Source organism: Bradyrhizobium sp. ORS 375 (assembly GCF_000239775.1).
GTDB lineage: Bacteria > Pseudomonadota > Alphaproteobacteria > Rhizobiales > Xanthobacteraceae > Bradyrhizobium.
The window spans coordinates 1-18,358 of sequence record NZ_CAFI01000295.1 but is presented as its reverse complement, the minus strand read 5'-3'; the positions used below and the strand labels follow the sequence as shown (position 1 = coordinate 18,358).

The following is an 18,358-nucleotide window of genomic DNA, read 5'->3' as shown; positions in this document are numbered from 1 at the left end:
AGATATATCAGCGCATTTCGGTTTCGCCGAGCAGCACGAATGGCGCCCAAACCGAAGGATACGCATTCGCAGGCGAAGATCGGTCGTCGAGCAGCGCCAGCATGGCCTGCCGCAGGGCTTCGCTGCGACCGATCGTCGGATGCTCCTTCAGGCGATGGAACGTATCGGTCATGAGCCGCGTTGCCGCCGCCGAGTCCACCGCCCAATGCGTCACCAGCAGGGCCCGCGCACCGGCGTAGACGAACGCGCGCGCCAGGCCCGACAGCGCCTCGGCGCCGGGCTTGTCGCCGGCGATGGTGTTGCAGGCCGACAGCACGACGAAATCGGCGTTGAGCTTCAGCTGCGCGACCTCGCTGGCCGTGAGCAGGCCATCGTCGAGCGCCGACGGCGAAGCGGGAATGCTGAGCGCCAGCGACGGCTCGGCGAGGCCCTTGACGTCACCGGCGACCAGACCGTGGGTCGCGAAGTAGACGATCCGGTAGTCCGCCAGCGGCGTGTGCTTGACCGTGCTCTCGCTGGCATCGGTGCCGAGATGCAGGTCCGACGCGGGAGCGCCGAGATCGCTGGCGACGGCGTTCAGCTCGTCGGCGGTATCGGGCAGCTGAGCGAGCGCGCGCGCAAGTTGGCTGCGGTCGACGCCGGCGCCGCGCCAGAACTCGGTGTAGGCCAGGGTCGCGATGCTGCGCGCGGCCTGTTTGGTGGCGCTGCGCCTGGGACCGGCTGCGAGCGCAGGATCAAAGACAGGATCTCCGAAGCCGATCATCGGCCTGCCGCCGCGGTCGCCGCCCGGCCCGCCGCGCAGCGCCTTGAGGCTGCCGAGCGAGGGCAGTACAGCGACCGCATGCCGGCGTAGCAGCCAGGCGGCATCGCGGTAGCCGGCCACGTTGCCGGGCACCGGTGCCGCCGGCGGCTCGGTCACCAGCAGATGAAACGGCAGCGCGGTCAGCGGGCCCGACGGCACGATCAGCAGGCTCCGCTTGTCCTTGATCAACGCGTCGACCGGCTGCAGCAGCGTCCTGTACAGCGCGTGGGCGACGGCGAGATCGAACAGGGCCGAAGGATCACCGCCGTCCTGCAGAGCGCCCGGAGCCAGGCCGCGGCGGAAGCGCATGACATCGCGCGCGAGCCCGTCGGTACCAACGGGGACCTGCCGCCAGTCGAACCGGTCGCGCGTGATCGCCAGCACGAACGACCGGTCGTCGACCGCCGCAAATGCCACCAGCGCCTCGTCCCCGGCGAGCAAAGGCTGGATCTCGGCAAGCTTCAGCGGCAGCGGGTTCGACAGCGCCGCATAGTCGGGAAACTCGCGCGCCAATGTCGCGCGCAAGCCGGCACGCTCCGCGATGATGGCTGCGAGCCGCGCCTTGTCGCGCGCCTCGGCGGCGAGATCGCGCTGGCCGGCCGGACGGGAGACGGCGGCGATCAGGCTCTTGTCGAGCGCGTCATTCGCTGCGGCGAGGTCCTGGTCCTTGCGCACCAGCTCGGCCAGGCGGTCGTTGCCGGCGGCGAGCCGGACCGCCAGCTTGTCGACGGCCGCCGCGGCCTGCGACTGCGCGCTGCGCTGAACCACATCGATGGCGGCGTCGAACGCCTGCCCCGCCGGCATGCCGCCGTCGCGCCCCGCTGCAAACAGCACCGGCAGCGCCACCTTCGACTGCGCCTGGCCGCGCGCAACGGCACGATCGATCAGCCGCAGCGCGTCGGTGTTACGTCCGGCAGCAAGGTAGAGTCCGGCAAGGTTGTTCAGGGCCGTCACCGCGTCCGGATGATCCGGGCCCAACGCACGCTCGCGAATGGCCAGCGCGCGGACAAACAACGGCTCGGCGTCGTCATAGCGCTGCTGACGCTGCTTCAGGTCGGCGAGATTGTTCAGCGAGCGGGCGACGTCGGGATGGTCGGCGCCGAGCAGCTTCTCGCGGATCGCCAGGGATTGCCGGATCAGCGGCTCCGCCTCGTCGAAGCGGCCGTCGCTCTTGGTGAGCTGGCCGAGATTGTTGAGCAGGGTGGCGACCGGCGCACTGTCGTTGCCGGCAGCCTTGCGGTAGATCACCAGCGCGCGCTTGAACAGCGGCTCCGCATCGCGGTGGCGGTCCTGGCGCTCGTAGAGCGTCGCCAGATTGTTGAGCGCCTGGCCGACGTCGGGATGCGAGCTGCCGAGCGCCTTCTCGCGGATCGCCAGCGCCCGGACGAACAGCGGCTCGGCCTCGGCGTAGCGCTGCTGGCGCTGATACAGCGCTGCGAGGTTGTTCAGCGCCGGCGCAATCTCGACGCTGTCGAGTCCGAGGGCAGCCTCATACAGCGAGATCGCGCGTTTGTAGATCAGCTCGGCCTCGGCATCGCGGCCGAGCGAGGCGAGGACCTGGCCGAGATTGGTCAGCGCTGCCGCGAGATCGCGCTTGTTGGCGGTGGCCTCGAGCCGCGCCACCATCGCCTGGGCCAGCGGCAGCGCCTCGCGATACTGACCGGCACGGCTGAGCGCGATGATCCGCGCGCTCTCGGCGGCGAGATCGGCCTTCTGGGCGAGGCTCGGCTGGGCAAGGCCGCTCGCAATCAGGATGGCTCCAGCCGCGATTGCCACGCGCTTGCAGAACGACATGATGCTCTCTCCGCCATGAACGGAGATAGGTCGCAGCGGCGCGCGGGGGCGTTCACGGCCTTCCCTGATTGTCAGGCAATCTCTGTCAGCGCGGGCGCTTACAACCTCTCCCCGCTCTTTGCGGGGAGAGGTCGGATTGCGAAGCAATCCGGGGCATGGCACGTACGAAGCTCAGCTCCCGATCCATCGGACGAGCACACGGCTGCACGTCGATGGACGATATCGAATGCGTCGGCACTCGGATCTGACGGAGCCTATTCAGTTCGTAGCACGGAAGCTGCACCGCCCGTGCGGCTGCCCCTCACCCCAACCCTCTCCCCGTGAAGAACGGGGAGAGGGAGCGCACCGTCGCCGCGGCGGGGGCTGCTCGTTTGCAGAGGTCTTCGCTCGACTGACTGGCAATTAGCTCGGCTACTCGCTCCTCGCTCTCGCCTCATCCGCCAGCCGCACCAGCATCTTGCGCAAGCCACCCGGCGTGGTAATGCGCTCGGGAAAGTCCAGCCGCAGTGTTCTGCCATCCGCCATCAGGTCGAGCCCGTCGGGATCGCAGCCGCTGCAGCGCCATTCGGCGGCGTCGGCGCCGAGCAGCTTCGTCGCGTAGAGGCCGAGCGCATCGCGGTGATCCTCGTTCATGTGATCGACGGCGCCCTGCTCCGCCGCCAGCAGCTCGGCTGCATCGGAAAGATCAGTCAGAAACTGCTCGGGCTTGAGATCGACGATGCGGCCGAAGCCGGCGACGAGATGCGTGGCTGCGGGCCGGATGACGAAGAACGAGAAGTCGGCGAAATCGGCGTAGTCGGCCGCGGACGGATGCGCATTGAGATACCTGCGACGCAAGCTGTCCTTGTTCTCATCAGTTGCCTGCTCAGCCCGCCCCGACAACATGATCCGCGCCCCTTCGAGCGGATCGCCGGGCGCGCGTTCATCGAGCATCAATGAGACGCGCGAATCGGCAAGGACATTCTTGGTGTGAACGGCGAGTCGCGAGATCAAGATGATCGGAGCACCATCGGGCGCCGTGGCGACGTTGACGAGAGAGCAGTACGGATCGCCCGAGCCGACCATCAAGGTCGCCAATGCGCCCTGCCGGCTCCGACGCAGCAGGGAACGCGTGACGCGGTTAGGGTTAAAGCTCTCGGACATCGTCTTTCCCTCGTCCATCCAGTTGCAATGAAGGCCTTTTTTCGGCTAAACGGGCCACAAACCTGGGCACGGCACAAGACTTTGCCATGGTATTTGTGGAACTCGGTCACACTTCAGCCCAGCTTGCATTGCTCGTTGACCATGTTCGAAGCCCAAATACGCGGCCCTTATCTTGATTCTCGAAGTCTCGGCGTAACCAGACTCTGAAAGCAGGCTCATGCCCACAATCGCCTTGGTCGATGACGACCGTAACATTCTGACATCCGTCTCGATCGCGCTCGAGGCTGAAGGTTATCGCATCATGACCTACACCGATGGTGCGTCGGCCCTTGACGGTTTCCGGACCAGCCAGCCTGATCTGGCCATCCTCGACATCAAGATGCCGCGCATGGACGGCATGGAGACGTTGCGGCGGCTGCGTCAGAAGTCCGACCTGCCGGTGATCTTCCTCACCTCCAAGGACGAGGAGATCGACGAGCTGTTCGGCCTGAAGATGGGCGCGGACGACTTCATCCGCAAACCGTTCTCGCAGCGCCTGCTGGTCGAGCGCGTCAAGGCCGTGCTGCGCCGCTCGCAGCCGAAGGATCCGACGGCGCTGCCGAAGGAGAACGACGCCAAGGCGCTGGACCGCGGCCTGCTGCGCATGGATCCCGAGCGGCACACCTGCACCTGGAAGAACGAGCCGGTCACGCTCACCGTCACCGAGTTCCTGATCCTGCAGGCGCTGGCGCAGCGTCCGGGCGTGGTCAAGAGCCGCAACGCGCTGATGGACGCGGCCTATGACGACCAGGTCTATGTCGACGACCGCACCATCGACAGCCACATCAAGCGGCTGCGCAAGAAGTTCAAGATGGTCGACGAGGAGTTCGAGATGATCGAGACTCTCTACGGCGTCGGCTATCGTTTCAAGGAAACCTGACGCATCGTCGCGGGCGGCGTCATGCGAAATTGCGCGCTGACGTCGCGGCCTGAATTGGATAGACTCCGCGTTCTGTGCGCTTGTTCGAGCGCCGATGCCGGGACTGGGCGATTGTTGCGGCGAATTCGAGTGCGGCAGATCGGTTCTCACCGGAACCCGCCGCACGACACTTGCGACATTCGGAATCGGAGCACTCCCATTGCTCGATCGCACGCATCCTGATCCCCTCAACGCCGACGCATCCGTCACCTCGGAGGTGGCGGACGAGACGCCGCAGGTCTCCGGCTGGCAGCGTCCGGTCGGCTGGCTGCGCCGCGCCGGGCAGTTCCTGTTCGCGCTGTCGTTCTCGAGCCTCACCCGCCGCATCGTCTCGCTGAACATTGCCGGCCTGCTCGCTTTGGTTGCGAGCGTTCTCTATCTCTCGCAGTTCCGCGCCGGCCTGATCGATGCGCGTGCGCAGAGCCTGCTCGTTCAGGCGGAGATCATCGCCGGCGCCATCGCGGCCTCCGCGACGGTGCAGACCAACACCATCACCATCGATCCCGAGCGCCTGCTCGATCTCAAGCCGGGCGAGAGCTACGGCGCGCCGGACGAATATTCGCCGCTCGACTTTCCGATCAATCCCGAGCGCGTCGCGCCGGTGCTGCGCACGCTGATCTCGCCGACCAAGACGCGCGCCCGCATCTACGATCCCAATGGCGGGCTGCTGCTCGACAGCCGCAATCTCGAGAACGTGCTGCGCTTCGACCTGCCGCCGCCCTCGAGCGAGAAGCCCGGCTTCGTCGAGCGCGCGCTGATCTCGGTGCGCACCTGGCTCAATCGCGGCGACCTGCCGCTGTACCGCGAATACGGCCCGGAGAACGGCAACGGCTATGAGGAAGTCTCCGACGCGCTGAAGGGCCAGAAGCGCAGCATGGTGCGGGTCAACTCTCGCGGCGAGGTCATCGTCTCGGTCGCGGTGTCGGTGCAGCGCTCGCGCACCATCCATGGCGCCCTGATGCTGTCGACGCAGGGCGACGACATCGACCAGATGGTGACCGCCGAGCGCCTCGCCATCCTGAAGGTCGGCGGCGTCGCCTCCGCGGTCATGATCGTGCTGTCGCTCCTGCTCGCCAGCACAATCGCAGGCCCCGTGCGACGGCTGGCGGACAGCGCCGAGCGCGTCCGCCGCCGCATCAAGACCCGCGTCGAGATTCCCGATTTCACCCGCCGCCGCGACGAGATCGGCCACCTTTCCGGCGCGCTGCGCGACATGACGGACGCGCTCTACAACCGCATCGAGGCGATCGAGATGTTCGCCGCCGACGTCGCCCACGAGCTCAAGAACCCGTTGACCTCGCTGCGCTCCGCGGTCGAGACGCTGCCGCTGGCGCGCAACGACAACAGCCGCGCCCGCCTGCTCGCGGTCATCGAGCACGACGTGAAGCGGCTCGACCGGCTGATCTCCGACATCTCCGACGCCAGCCGGCTCGACGCCGAGCTGCAGCGCCAGGACATGACGCTGGTCGACCTGCGCCGGCTCCTGAACACGCTGACCTCGGTCGCCAACGAGACCAAGAAAAACGGCACCGACGTCGCCGTCGAGGTCCGGTTCGAAGGCCGTGGGGTCAACGACACCTTCTCGGTGCCGGGACATGATTCGCGGCTCGGCCAGGTGATCTCCAACCTGCTGTCGAATGCGCAGTCGTTCTCGGCGGCCGGCGGTAAGGTGCGCATCACCTGCCGGCGGGTGCGCTCCGAAATCGAGATCATGGTCGACGATGACGGCCCCGGCATCCGCGAGGACGCCCTGCAGCGCATCTTCGAGCGCTTTTACACCGACCGGCCGCACCAGGGCTTTGGCCAGAACTCCGGCCTGGGCCTGTCGATCTCCAAGCAGATCATCGATGCCCATGGCGGGCGGATCTGGGCCGAGAACCGGCCCGGACCGGTCGATGCCGAGGGCAATCCGACCGCGGCCGGCGCGCGCTTCATCGTCCGGCTCCCGGCGTCGTGACCACGTCCGCCCCGACCGTGCATGCCTCCGCCGTCAAGGTCGGGGAGCGCGCGGTGCTGATCCGCGGCCCTTCCGGTTCCGGCAAGTCGCGCCTGGCCTTCGATCTGATTCTCGCCGGCCGCGCCGGACAGATCCCCAAGGCCATTCTGGTCGGCGACGACCGTGTTCATCTCGCCACACGCGGCGGAGAAATGTGGGTCAGCCCGGCCGCGCGGCTCGCCGGCCTGATCGAGATTCGCGGGCTCGGCATCCGCGCCTGCGACCACGTGTCCGAGGCGCCGATCGGTCTCATTGTCGATTTGATGGCGGAGGATGCCGAGCGTCTGCCGACCCGTCATGCGCTGCGCTGGCGCGAAAACGGTATTGAGTTGCCGCGAATCCCGGTCGGCACGGGGTATGAACCCCTGCCACTGGTTGTGGCCGCGCTAACCACGACCGAGAGTTCATGACCCGGTAATCTTTCGGCCAATTGTGTGAAGCGAATTGGTAACCATATCACCCCCACTATCGGCGCCCGATCGACCGTCGCCAGCTCCCCCGCTCCTCCGCCTGAATCCGGGAGAATCACGAATGTGCCCTCTTGCGCGGGGGCTCCGGATGGTCAAAGTGGCGCGTTCGTGCGGTGCACCCAAGGCGCCCGCGAGGAGTATCCGATGATTGGCCTGGTACTGGTGACCCATGGGCGCCTCGCCGACGAGTTCAGAGCGGCGCTCGAACACGTCATGGGTCCTCAAAAACAAATCGAAGCGGTCACGATTGGCGCCGACGATGATTCCGATCTCTGTCGCAGCGACATCATCGAAGCCGTGAACCGCGTGGACACCGGCGACGGCGTCGCCATCCTCACCGACATGTTCGGCGGCACGCCGTCGAATCTCGCCATCTCCTGCATGAGCCGGCCGAAGGTCGAGGTGCTCGCGGGCATCAACCTGCCCATGCTGGTCAAGCTCGCCAAGGTGCGCGAGGAGCGCTCGCTCCCCGACGCCATCGCGATGGCGCAGGAGGCGGGCCGGAAGTACGTCACCATCGCCAGCCGGGTGCTCGCCGGCAAATGAGCGACGAGGACGCGCCGCAGGACAACATCGCCGGGCCGGCCGTGCCCGCCGACGCGATTTCGCGGGAGCTCCTGATCACCAACAAGCGCGGCCTGCATGCGCGGGCCTCCGCCAAGTTCGTCCAGATGGTCGAAAAGTTCCAGGCCGAGGTCTGGGTCACCCGCGGTGGCGAGACCGTCGGCGGCCGCTCGATCATGGGCCTGATGATGCTGGCGGCGGCGCCGGGAACGAAGATTCTGGTGTCCGCGAAGGGCACCGAAGCCGAAGCCGCGCTGCAGGCGATCACCGATCTCGTGAACGACAAGTTCCACGAAGAAGGCGTTTAGCGGTCCGGGGCTCGCCGGTTTGGCCGGACGGGTCTATCCGTGAGGCGATGGTTGGAGCCCCGACCTTGCCTGCGCCCGATCGGGTTGATAGCGTCATTCATCTCATCTTGTCAGCGAAGGGGAAGCCGGTGCTGCACCGCGCCTTCCAACATCAAACCCGCGGACCTGTCTCAGCCCCGCGCCTGATCTCGCGGGGCTGACCAGAGGACGCATCGCGGTCTCGTCGTCAGCCTTTCCGGCGCATTTTGCGCTTTCCGGACCTGATGAGACTGCAATGTCGCTGATCGCCACCAAAGACCTCTGTTTAACGCGGGCGGAGCGGATCTTCGCCGATCTCAATTTCTCCATCGCCCGCGGTGACCGCCTGGGACTCGTGGCCGCCAATGGCCGAGGCAAGTCATCGCTTCTGCGCATCATGGCGGGCGACGATGAAGCAACAAGTGGCACGATCACCCGCGCGCGAGGACTGGTCATCGGCTTCGCCCCGCAGGATCCGCCGGAGCGCCTGCTTCCCCTGACCTCGCGAGAGGCCGTCCGTGACGCTCTGCCTGCCGAGACTGCGGAAGTCGACGCTTGGCGGGTCGATGTCATGCTCGACAGCCTTGCGATGGATGAAGCCCTGCGCACCCGGAGCATGGGCAGCCTCTCCGGCGGTTGGCAGCGCGTCGTGCTGCTCGCCAGAGCCGCCATTGCGGAGCCGGATCTGCTGCTGCTGGACGAGCCGACCAACCACCTCGACATCGGCCGGATCGGGATTCTCCAGAGATTTCTGACGGCGCTGCCGCGGGACTGCGCCATTGTCGCCGCCAGTCATGACCGGGCGTTTCTCGATGACGTCACCAGCCGCACGCTGTTCCTGCGCCCGGAAGGCAGCATCGATTTCGCGCTGTCCCATTCTGGTGCCGTACGTGCCTTGCAGGAGCGGGACGCGGCCTGCGACCGACGGTTCGACAACGACATGCGCAGGGTCCGCGGGTTGAGGCAGCAGGCGGCGAAGCTAAAGAACATCGGCGTCAATTCCGGCTCGGACCTGCTGGTGACCAAGACCCGGCAACTCTGCGAGCGCGCCGACCGGCTCGAGGAGCGGGCCCGTCCAGGACGCCAGGACCGCTCGGCGGGGCTGATCCGTCTCACCAACAGTGGAACCCACGCCAAGGCGCTGGTGACGATCGACGACGCCGCGATCGCCACGCCCGACGGACGGCTGTTGTTTCGGACCGGCCGGCTGTGGATCGAGAAGGGAGATCGTGTCGCCCTGCTCGGGGCCAATGGCAGCGGCAAGACGCGGCTGGTCGAGACACTGCGGCAGGCGCTTGCGGTGCCGACGGCGGACATCAAAGGCGCAGCAAGCCTCAAGCTCGGTCATTGCGACCAGGCGCTGTCCCGCCTCGATGCGTTTGCAACCCCGATGGACGCGATCAAGCGGTCGAGCAATCTGACCGACCAGCACGCCAGGGCCCAGCTCGCCGGAGCGGGGATCGGCATCATCGCCCAGTCAGCCCCTCTGGCCTGTCTGTCCGGAGGGCAGCGGGCCCGGCTTGCCATGCTGCTGCTGCGGCTGTCCGAGCCGAATTTCTATCTTCTCGACGAGCCGACCAACCACCTCGACATCGAGGGTCAGGACATGTTGGCAGGTGAGCTGGTTCAACAGGGGGCGGCCTGCCTCCTGGTCAGCCATGACCGGGCCTTCGTGCAGTCCGTCGCGACCCGGACCTGGGTGATCCAGGGGAAACGGCTGGTCGAGATCGATGATCCGGGCCCAGCTTTCAAGCGGCTGATGGCCGGGTGAGCGTCTCCTACCTGCCCGGCCCCTGGATATACACCTTCCAAACGATTGCAGGGCCTGCCAGGCCGTGGAAGAAGCGCTGGGTGGTCATCACCAGCGGCTCGGCGCGGGGCGCCTCCTTGGCCATCCAGGCCTCGCAGGAGGCGATCCGGTTGTCGGTGGTGTCGCAGACGCCGATGAAGCCGTCGCGCTTGAGGTCCTCCAGCGTGCTCAGGCCCGAGCCCCAGGTCTCCTCCGCGGAATAGGGCACCGTGAACGGCCGCGGATGGTCCGGGCTGTAGAAGGTCATCGGCGTGTTCATCTCGGAATAGCCGGCGACATGCGGCCAGGCCGAGCCGAACCGGGTGTGCCAGGCCTGCGTGAGCTGCTGCGCCAGCTGCGACCGGGCGCCATAGCCGGTGACGCCGTTCGGATCGATGGCCATCTCGCGCTGGGCGATCCAGGGTGAGGCTGCAAGCGTGAGCAGCGACAGCACCAGCCAGACGGCGGCGAGCCGCGGCAGCATGGTCAGGCGCAGCCGCAGCGCCGGGATCGCCACCAGCGCCAGCGGCACCAGGAAGAACAGCGAGATGCCCCAATCGGTTTTCATGTAGATCGTGAAGGCGAGGCCGCCGAGCGGCGGCCCGACGGCGACGATCGCCTGCACAAGCCAGACGTTGAGGGCCTGCCCCACATTGACGCCGCGATTCGATCCGCGCCGCCAATGATGGAACGCAAAGCGCGGCGGCCACGCCATGACCAGCGCGGCCAGCGCCACCGGCAGCGCGAGCAGCGCCAGATTGTGGCCGACATAGCCGACCACCAGCTCCGCGGCGCGGCCGCGATCCGACAGCGTATAGACGTCGCCGGCATAGGTGATGGCGACGAAATCCGCCCGCCACAGCCAGACCAGATGCGGGATCATCGCGACCAGCATCGTGACGATCGCGACCCAGGGCGCCGGCGAGGCCAGGAAGCGCAGCCGCTCCGGGTGCAGCAGCGCCGCCAGACCGATGGCGCCGATCATGGTCAGCACCCAATATTTGGTCATCAGCGCCGCGGCGCCGGCGAGGCCGAGCCAGATGCCGGACATCACGCTGCGCTTCTCGAAGCCGTTGAGATACGCCAGCATCAGCAGCGGCAAGGTCAGGAGCTGCAGCAGGTCGGGGTTGTACTTGAAGCCCTTGAAATTGAAGATCGGGTACAGCGCCACCATCACCACGACGAAGAACGCCCGGCGGCGATCGACCACCTTCAGACTCGCGAGCCAGATCACGACCAGGCCGCTGGCGTTGACCGCCATCGCCAGCGCATAGGTCGCCCAATCCCGGACCGGAAACACCGAGAACCACAGCCCGGCGAGCCAGCCGGACAGCGGCGGATGCTTGCCGTAGCCGAGCAAAAAGCGGCTGCCCCAGGCATAGGCCTCGGCGACATCCATGTGGATGTCCTGGGCGGCCTTCAGATTGGTCAGGATCACCGTCCACAGCACGGCGTGGGCGAGCGCGAAGGCGATCACGGCCCAGAGCGAGGTCGCAGGCGCGGTGGCGCGCGCGGCCAGCCATGCGGCCAGACGCTGCGGTCCGAGGCGATTGCGCGGGCGGGCCGCCTGATGCGGCAGGGAGGTACTCGACATGCGCCCTCGGTAGCCTGTTTTGGCGACGCGGGGAATCAGCTTGGCGTGAAGAAAGGCCCTGGAAATTCAGCAATATGGTTGCTGGTCAGGGGCCTGTGATGCTATCTGCGCGACCCATGACGACCGTCCCCATTCCCAACATCCGCAACTTCTCCATCGTCGCCCATATCGACCATGGAAAGTCCACGCTCGCCGACCGCCTGATCCAGATGACCGGCGGCCTGTCGGACCGCGAGATGGCGGGCAAGGAGCAGGTGCTCGATTCGATGGACATCGAGCGCGAGCGCGGCATCACCATCAAGGCGCAGACCGTGCGCCTGCAATACCGCGCCAAGGACGGCAAGGATTACATCTTCAACCTGATGGACACGCCCGGCCACGTCGACTTCGCCTACGAGGTGTCGCGATCGCTGGCGGCCTGCGAGGGCTCGCTGCTGGTGGTCGACGCCAGCCAGGGCGTCGAGGCGCAGACGCTCGCCAATGTCTACCAGGCGCTCGACAACAACCACGAGATCGTCCCGGTCCTCAACAAGATCGACCTGCCGGCCGCCGAGCCGGAGAAGATCAAGCAGCAGATCGAGGACGTCATCGGCATCGATGCGTCGGACGCTGTCATGATCTCGGCCAAGACCGGCCTCGGGATCCCCGACGTGCTCGAGGCGATCGTCACCCGGCTGCCGCCGCCGAAGGGCGACCGCGACGCGACCCTGAAGGCGCTGCTGGTCGACAGCTGGTACGACGTCTATCTCGGCGTCGTCGTGCTGGTGCGCATCGTCGATGGTGTCATGAAGAAGGGCCAGCGCATCCGCATGATGGGCACCGGCGCGGCCTATGACGTCGAGCGGGTCGGCTTCTTCACCCCGAAGATGCAGCAGGTCGACGAGCTCGGCCCCGGCGAGGTCGGCTTCATCACCGCCGCGATCAAGGAAGTCGCCGACACCCGCGTCGGCGACACCATCACCGACGACCGCAAGCCAGTGTCGGAGATGCTGCCCGGCTTCAAGCCGGCGATTCCGGTCGTGTTCTGCGGCCTGTTCCCGGTCGACGCCGACGATTTCGAAACATTGCGCGCCGCAATGGGCAAGCTCCGGCTGAACGACGCCAGCTTCTCGTTCGAGATGGAGACCTCCGCCGCGCTCGGCTTCGGCTTCCGCTGCGGCTTCCTCGGCCTGCTGCATCTGGAGATCATCCAGGAGCGGCTGTCGCGCGAGTTCGATCTCAACCTGATCGCGACGGCGCCGAGCGTCATCTACAAGATGAAGCTGACCGACGGCGAGGAGATCGAGATCCACAATCCCGTCGACATGCCCGACGTCGTCAAGATCGCCGAGATCCAGGAGCCGTGGATCGAGGCCACGATCCTGACGCCGGACGAATATCTCGGCAGCGTGCTCAAGCTCTGCCAGGACCGCCGCGGCAATCAGAAGGAGCTCACCTATGTGGGCACCCGCGCGATGGTCAAATACGACCTGCCGCTCAACGAGGTGGTGTTCGACTTCTACGACCGGCTGAAGTCGGTCTCCAAGGGCTACGCCTCGTTCGACTATCATCTGACCGACTACAAGCCTGCCGACCTCGTGAAGATGCAGATCCTGGTCAACAACGAGCCGGTCGATGCGCTGTCGATGCTGGTGCACCGGACCCGCGCCGAAGGCCGCGGCCGCGCCATGGTCGAGAAGATGAAGGACCTGATCCCGCCGCACATGTTCCAGATCCCGATCCAGGCGGCGATCGGCGGCAAGGTGATCGCGCGCGAGACCGTGCGCGCGCTGCGCAAGGACGTCACCGCCAAGTGCTACGGCGGCGACATCACGCGTAAAAGAAAACTTCTGGAGAAGCAGAAGGAAGGCAAGAAGAAGATGCGGCAGTTCGGCAAGGTCGACATCCCGCAGGAAGCCTTCATCGCCGCGCTCAAGGTGGACAGCTGAGGCGGCCGCCACCGCGGCTCTGATCGTCAGGCGCTCGGCAGCGAGCCTCGCGAAGGCGGGGCCGGCCGTATCTCAGAGCCGTCCCCCCGACCGGGACTGCCTGGTTGCTTTGGTGGGTGCCAAAGGGCCGCGCAGAGCGAGCAGCGCGTTGCGTACGATCTCGAGCCCGGGCTCGTTCGGCTTGTTGCGGTGCTCGACCAACGCCAAGGTGCGGGACAATGGCGGATTCAGCGGCCGGATGATGAAGTCGGACTGATGCATGGCGACCGCGATGTCCGGGACGATGGCCACGCCCAGATTGGCATTGACCGCACTCTTCAATGCCTCGACCGTGCCAAGCGGCGTCGGCTCCCGGCCCGACTCGCGTTCGGAGAGCCAGCCGACGACAAGCGAATAGCCCGCGCTGGTCGTCTGCTCCACGAGCAGATTGTGCTCCGCGACGTCAGACGGCGAGATCTCGTCAGGAACGTCGCGCATGTCAGCCGGAAAGATTGCGACCATCATCTCCGAGAACAGCGGCGTGACCTCGAGTTGCCGTTTGCTGACCGGCAGATGCACCAGCGCCAGATCGACGCGATTTTCGATCACGTCCTGCACACCCTTTTCCGAGGGCATGTTGGTGACGATGAGATCGAGGCTCGGATGCTCGAGACGGACCCTGCGAAGGATCGGCGGCAGGCGGTAGATCATCGCCGTGAGCGTCGTGGCGACCTGCACACGTCCGGCCCAGCCGTTGCGGAAGCGCTGCATCGCCGCGTCCGCGCGCTCGCATTCCTGGAAGATGCGTTTGGTGGCCTCGACGAGCTCGGAGCCCGGCGCAGTCGCGTGCGCCTGCTTGCCCAGACGTTCGATCAAGCGCAGACCGAAGCGTCGCTCCAGTTCGCGAATCTGCAAGCTCACGGCCGGCTGGGTCAGGTTGAGGCGGCGGGCCGCAGCAGAGAAGCTGCCCTGCTCGACCACCTCGAGGAGCGCCCTTAGCTGGTCGAGGTTGAGACCGCGCAATCAAAGTTCTCCTTATCAAGAAGATTGAAACAACAAATTTGCCTTCTCCCCGCGAAGGTTTCAAGTTGTTGCTCGTACAGAGATTGTGGTCATACCCGGAAGCGCCCTCTGGTCGCGTCGTCCGAATGAACGACCGCGTCACCGAACGAACGTTCGGATTCGCTAAAAATCTGATCGAACAGGCCAACTCCAAATATGAGTGAAGACGAAAAGTTGAGCGCCGTCCTAGGCGAGCTTTACGACGCCGTCCTGAATCCGGGGCTTTGGGGCTTTGCTTTGCAGAGGGTCGCGCAATTCGTCGGCGGCCGGGACGATGAGCTGCAGTTCGACGACCTTGCTCAGAAGTTTCTTCTTGCCGGTCACGATCTTGGCTCGCAACTCCAGTACATGCTGATGCATTCGGAGCTCTATGGCGACTTCGATCCCTTCACGGACGTGTCCTCCCTTGATGTTGACGAGGTGCTGAGTCTGCTCGAGCTCACGCCGCATCGCGATCAGAGCGCGCAGCGCAACTATCAGGAGCGAAAGCGATCAGGCCGCGGCGCGGCAGCCGGCGGGGGCGTGGACACGCCAGTCGCCGAGTCCCGGCAGCTCGGCACGAGCGCCTCCAAGAGCGTGATCGATGGCGAGATGATGCATCGCATGGCGCTCGTCGCCCCGCATATCCGGCGGGCTATTCTGATCGGCAAGGTGTTCGGCCGGAAGCTGAGCGAAGCGGCAACGTTCTCCTCCATTCTCGAGAAGCTGCGGGCAGGCTTGTTCCTCATCGATCGCGACGGACGTATCCTTCACACCAATGCGATCGGACGCAGAATTCTCAATGCGGACGAGCTCCTGCAGATCATCAACGGCCGGCTCGTCGCGTGCGATGCCGGTGTCAACCGGGCCATCAACGAGGCCATTGCGCGCCGCGGCAGCCTCGACTTCGACAAGGAGGGTATCGTTCTTCCTCTGACGACCGAGAATCTCGAGCGCCATGTGCTCCACGTGCTGCCGCAAGGCCCGGGCGGGGATATCCGAATCGGCACGCCCGGAGTGGTCGCAGCCGCCGTCATCGTCTGCGACGCCAGGCTGGAGGGCCTCATCGACGAAGCCGTCATCCGCCGGGCCTATCGACTGACGCCCGCCGAGCTGCGCGTCCTGATCGCCCTGTTCGACGTCGGAAGCATTTCGGAAGTCTCGGCCTTCCTCGGAATCTCCAAGTCCACGGTCAAGACGCATGTCAGCCGCCTGTTCGCGAAGACCAGCACGACCCGCCAGGCGGAGCTCGTGAAGCTGGTTGCCGGCTACAGGCCGATGTTCTCCACCTGAAAGCGACGAGTTGCGACCATTCACGAGGATCGGTCGCGGATGCGGTGAATGCGTTGCGGATCTTGCGTTGGCGGCAGCCGTGGGCGTTCGGCCGCGATCGGCTGGAGCGGCAATCTTGTCTCCCGTAGATTTACGGTATCTGTTCCTTAACGGTATTCTGGGACCCTTGCTGCAAAGCAAGGAATGCCCCGAATGTCCCGTCTCCGGTCGATCTCCGCCCGCCTCATCATCGCGCTCTCCCTCACCGTCGCGATCGCCTGCGCCGTGCTCGGCACCTTCTCGGTCATCCAGCAGCGCGCGCTGACGCGACTGGCCCTGGAGCAGCAGCTCAAGCTGCAGTTCGACAGCGTGTCGGCCGGCATCGACTATGAGGGCCGCGCAGCGCTGGCGGTGAGCTCGACGCTTGCGGCGCTGCCGCCGATCGCCGACGCCTATCTCAAGGGTGACCGCGATGCGCTCGGCGCGCTGCTCGGCGGCGCCATGCCGCTCTTGAAGGCGCAGGGCATTCCGCTGGTGAATGTGTGGGCGCCGCCGGCCACCAACTTCTACCGCGTGCACGAGCCGAAGGTGTTCGGCGACGACACCTCCAAGCGCCGGATCACCGTGGTGCAGGCGAACCAGACCGGCAAGCAGATCGCCGGCGTCGAGCAGAGCCGGCTGTCGCTCGGCATCTTCGGCATGACGCCGATCGTGCGCGACGGCAAGGTGATCGCGACCGTCGACGTCGGCGCCGCCTTCGGCAAGGAGTTCGTCGACCGCGCCAAGCAGCGCTTCGGCATCGACCTCGCGGTGTACTGGATCAACGACGGTCAGCCGAAGCGGCTGTCCTCGACGTTCGGCGACGATGTCGTCGCCACCCCCGAGGAGGTGCTCGCGGTGTTCAAGGGCGTGCCGCTGCAGCGTGACGCGACGCTGGCCGGCCGGCCGGCCGCCGTCTATGTCGGCCAGATCCGCAACTACGCCGGCGATCCCGTGGCCGTGCTCGAGCTGATCAAGGACACCACCGCCTATCAGGCCGCCGCCGCCAGCGCACAGCAACAGCTGATCGTCGGCACCCTGGTGATCCTGCTGCTCGCCGTCATCGTCGCGCTGTTCGTCGCCCGCGGCATTTCGCGTCCGCTGGCCGCGATCACCGCGGTGATGCACCGGCTGTCGAGCGGCGACACCGAGGTTGCGATCCCCGGCGGCCAGCGCAAGGACGAGCTCGGCACCATGGCGCAGGCCGTGGACGTGTTCCGCCGCAACATGATCGAGACGAGCAGCCTGCGCGAGGCGCAGGAAGCCAGCCAGCAGCAGGCCGAGCGCGACAAGCAGGCGCTGCAACGGCAGATGGCCGACCGCTTCGAGGCCGACGTCAAGGGCGTGGTGTCGGCGGTGGCCAAGGCGACCGCGGACATGGAGCGCGTCGTCCAGGAGATCACGGTCAGCGTCAACGGCACCTCGCAGCGCACCGCTGCGGCGGCGGCCGCGTCGGAGGAAGCGTCGAGCGGCGTCTCCACGGTGGCGGCGGCCTCCGAGGAGCTGGCCTCGTCGGTCACCGAGATCGGCCGGCAGGTCGCGCATTCCAGCAAGGTCGCCGATGGCGCCGTCATCAAGGCGCGGCAGACCACCGAGATGGTCAGCAGCCTCGCCGCCGCCGCCGAAAGGATCGGCGACGTGCTGCGCCTGATCGACGCGATCGCCAGCCAGACCAACCTGCTGGCGTTGAACGCGACGATCGAGGCGGCGCGCGCCGGCGAGGCCGGCCGCGGCTTCGCGGTGGTCGCCGCCGAGGTCAAGGAGCTCGCCGGCCAGACCGCGAAGGCGACCGAGGAGATCGCGGGACAGGTCACCTCGATCCAGGCCGCGACCTCGGACTGCGTCACCGCGATCGGCGGCATCAGCACCACGATCCAGGAGATCAGCGGCATCGCCGCGACGATCGCCGCCGCCGTCGAGCAGCAGGGCTCGGCGACCCGCGAGATCGCGCGCAGCGTCCAGCAGGCGGCCTCCGGCACCACCGAGGTGTCGAAGAACGTGGTCGGCGCCAGCGACGCCGCCGAACAGTCGCGTCAGCTCGCCGATCACGTGATGGTGGCGACGCGCGACCTCGGCCAGCGCGCCAGCGAGCTTTTCAAGAGCGTCGACACCTTCCTCGCCGGCCTGCGCAAGGCGGCGTAGCGGGGGAGAGGCCTCCGGCGCCGTCTCGCCGACGCGGAGACGAGCGCGCCGACGAACGCCGGCACGACGGCGGAATGTGACGAGGCGTCGCGACCGACCTGGTCGCGTTGCGAGCACAGCGACGTGTCCGCCGAAACCATTGGGGCGAAGGCGGAAGCAGTCCAGGATCGAGCGCACCACCCTGGATAGCCTCGCTGCGCTCGCAACGACGCGGCGAGAGACCTTGCACCTCACCGGCCACCTCGTTCTCGTCTTTGCGACCGTCCGCGCGGACGCCCCGCCCTTCTCTGAAAAGTAAATCTCTTTCCATTTTTCGGAAATCCTGCTTATCTCCTGGCCATCCCGGCCCGCGAGATGGGGCGCTTCGCGATCGTCACGAGACGTGGGGCCGGAGATGCGGTGGCCGCGAGCAGGCTGCAGCGGGCGTGATGCCCGCGGACGAACGGCAGGCTGGCGGACGTGAAGACGCGTGGTCCTGGCGCCCCGAAGCTGGCGCCAAGCCATCTGGTGATGATCCGGAT

At 66.5% G+C, this 18,358-nt stretch carries 13 protein-coding genes; 9 read left to right on the top strand and 4 right to left on the bottom strand.

All coding sequences use genetic code 11. The features are described 5' to 3' along the window. Window positions 1-7 precede the first annotated feature (7 nt). Both BRAO375_RS21200 and BRAO375_RS21195 read right to left on the bottom strand, forming a co-directional pair. Window positions 8-2,596 (bottom strand): CHAT domain-containing tetratricopeptide repeat protein, encoded by a 2,589-nt coding sequence (locus BRAO375_RS21200; protein ID WP_009029488.1) that lies wholly within the window; start codon window positions 2,594-2,596, stop codon window positions 8-10. Window positions 2,597-3,007: 411 nt separating this feature from the next. Then, on the bottom strand, window positions 3,008-3,739 hold the full coding sequence (locus BRAO375_RS21195) for a HugZ family pyridoxamine 5'-phosphate oxidase (protein ID WP_009029487.1): 732 nt from the start codon (window positions 3,737-3,739) through the stop codon (window positions 3,008-3,010). Between the two features lie 217 nt (window positions 3,740-3,956). Here BRAO375_RS21195 and BRAO375_RS21190 point away from each other — a divergent pair, with 217 nt between their 5' ends. The 6 genes from BRAO375_RS21190 (at window position 3,957) to BRAO375_RS21165 (ending at window position 9,824) form a co-directional block, all read left to right on the top strand. Beyond that, complete coding sequence (locus tag BRAO375_RS21190) at window positions 3,957-4,658, top strand: response regulator transcription factor (protein WP_006611449.1); 702 nt, start codon at window positions 3,957-3,959, stop codon at window positions 4,656-4,658. Window positions 4,659-4,857: 199 nt separating this feature from the next. Beyond that, window positions 4,858-6,654, top strand: coding sequence for a sensor histidine kinase (locus tag BRAO375_RS21185; protein ID WP_009029486.1), 1,797 nt, complete (start codon window positions 4,858-4,860; stop codon window positions 6,652-6,654). Further along, the gene (locus BRAO375_RS21180) at window positions 6,651-7,103 is read left to right on the top strand and encodes an HPr kinase/phosphorylase (protein ID WP_009029485.1); all 453 of its coding nucleotides are present in this window, start codon (window positions 6,651-6,653) and stop codon (window positions 7,101-7,103) included. The genes BRAO375_RS21185 and BRAO375_RS21180 overlap by 4 nt, the downstream gene beginning before the upstream one ends. Window positions 7,104-7,307: 204 nt before the next feature. Further along, a complete protein-coding gene (locus BRAO375_RS21175) occupies window positions 7,308-7,709 on the top strand; it encodes a PTS sugar transporter subunit IIA (RefSeq protein ID WP_006611446.1) in 402 nt (133 codons plus the stop codon). After that, window positions 7,706-8,035: an HPr family phosphocarrier protein gene (locus tag BRAO375_RS21170; protein ID WP_009029484.1), complete on the top strand. Its 330-nt coding sequence runs from the start codon at window positions 7,706-7,708 to the stop codon at window positions 8,033-8,035. The genes BRAO375_RS21175 and BRAO375_RS21170 overlap by 4 nt, the downstream gene beginning before the upstream one ends. Before the next feature lie 274 nt (window positions 8,036-8,309). Further along, entirely contained in the window at window positions 8,310-9,824 is a 1,515-nt protein-coding gene (locus BRAO375_RS21165) for an ATP-binding cassette domain-containing protein (RefSeq protein WP_009029483.1), read from the top strand. Window positions 9,825-9,831: 7 nt separating this feature from the next. Here the strand turns inward: BRAO375_RS21165 and BRAO375_RS21160 are convergent, their stop codons facing one another. Further along, a complete protein-coding gene (locus BRAO375_RS21160) occupies window positions 9,832-11,436 on the bottom strand; it encodes a glycosyltransferase family 39 protein (RefSeq protein ID WP_009029482.1) in 1,605 nt (534 codons plus the stop codon). Window positions 11,437-11,552: 116 nt separating this feature from the next. Between BRAO375_RS21160 and lepA the strand changes: the two genes are divergently transcribed. Next, a complete protein-coding gene (gene lepA, locus BRAO375_RS21155) occupies window positions 11,553-13,364 on the top strand; it encodes a translation elongation factor 4 (protein ID WP_035641564.1) in 1,812 nt (603 codons plus the stop codon). Between the two features lie 72 nt (window positions 13,365-13,436). Here the strand turns inward: lepA and BRAO375_RS21150 are convergent, their stop codons facing one another. Further along, complete coding sequence (locus BRAO375_RS21150; protein ID WP_009029480.1) at window positions 13,437-14,366, bottom strand: LysR family transcriptional regulator; 930 nt, start codon at window positions 14,364-14,366, stop codon at window positions 13,437-13,439. Between the two features lie 213 nt (window positions 14,367-14,579). Between BRAO375_RS21150 and BRAO375_RS21145 the strand changes: the two genes are divergently transcribed. Next, on the top strand, window positions 14,580-15,677 hold the full coding sequence (locus tag BRAO375_RS21145) for a helix-turn-helix transcriptional regulator (protein WP_244423231.1): 1,098 nt from the start codon (window positions 14,580-14,582) through the stop codon (window positions 15,675-15,677). Between the two features lie 192 nt (window positions 15,678-15,869). Beyond that, entirely contained in the window at window positions 15,870-17,837 is a 1,968-nt protein-coding gene (locus tag BRAO375_RS21140) for a methyl-accepting chemotaxis protein (RefSeq protein WP_009029478.1), read from the top strand. The last annotated feature ends 521 nt before the right edge of the window (window positions 17,838-18,358 follow it).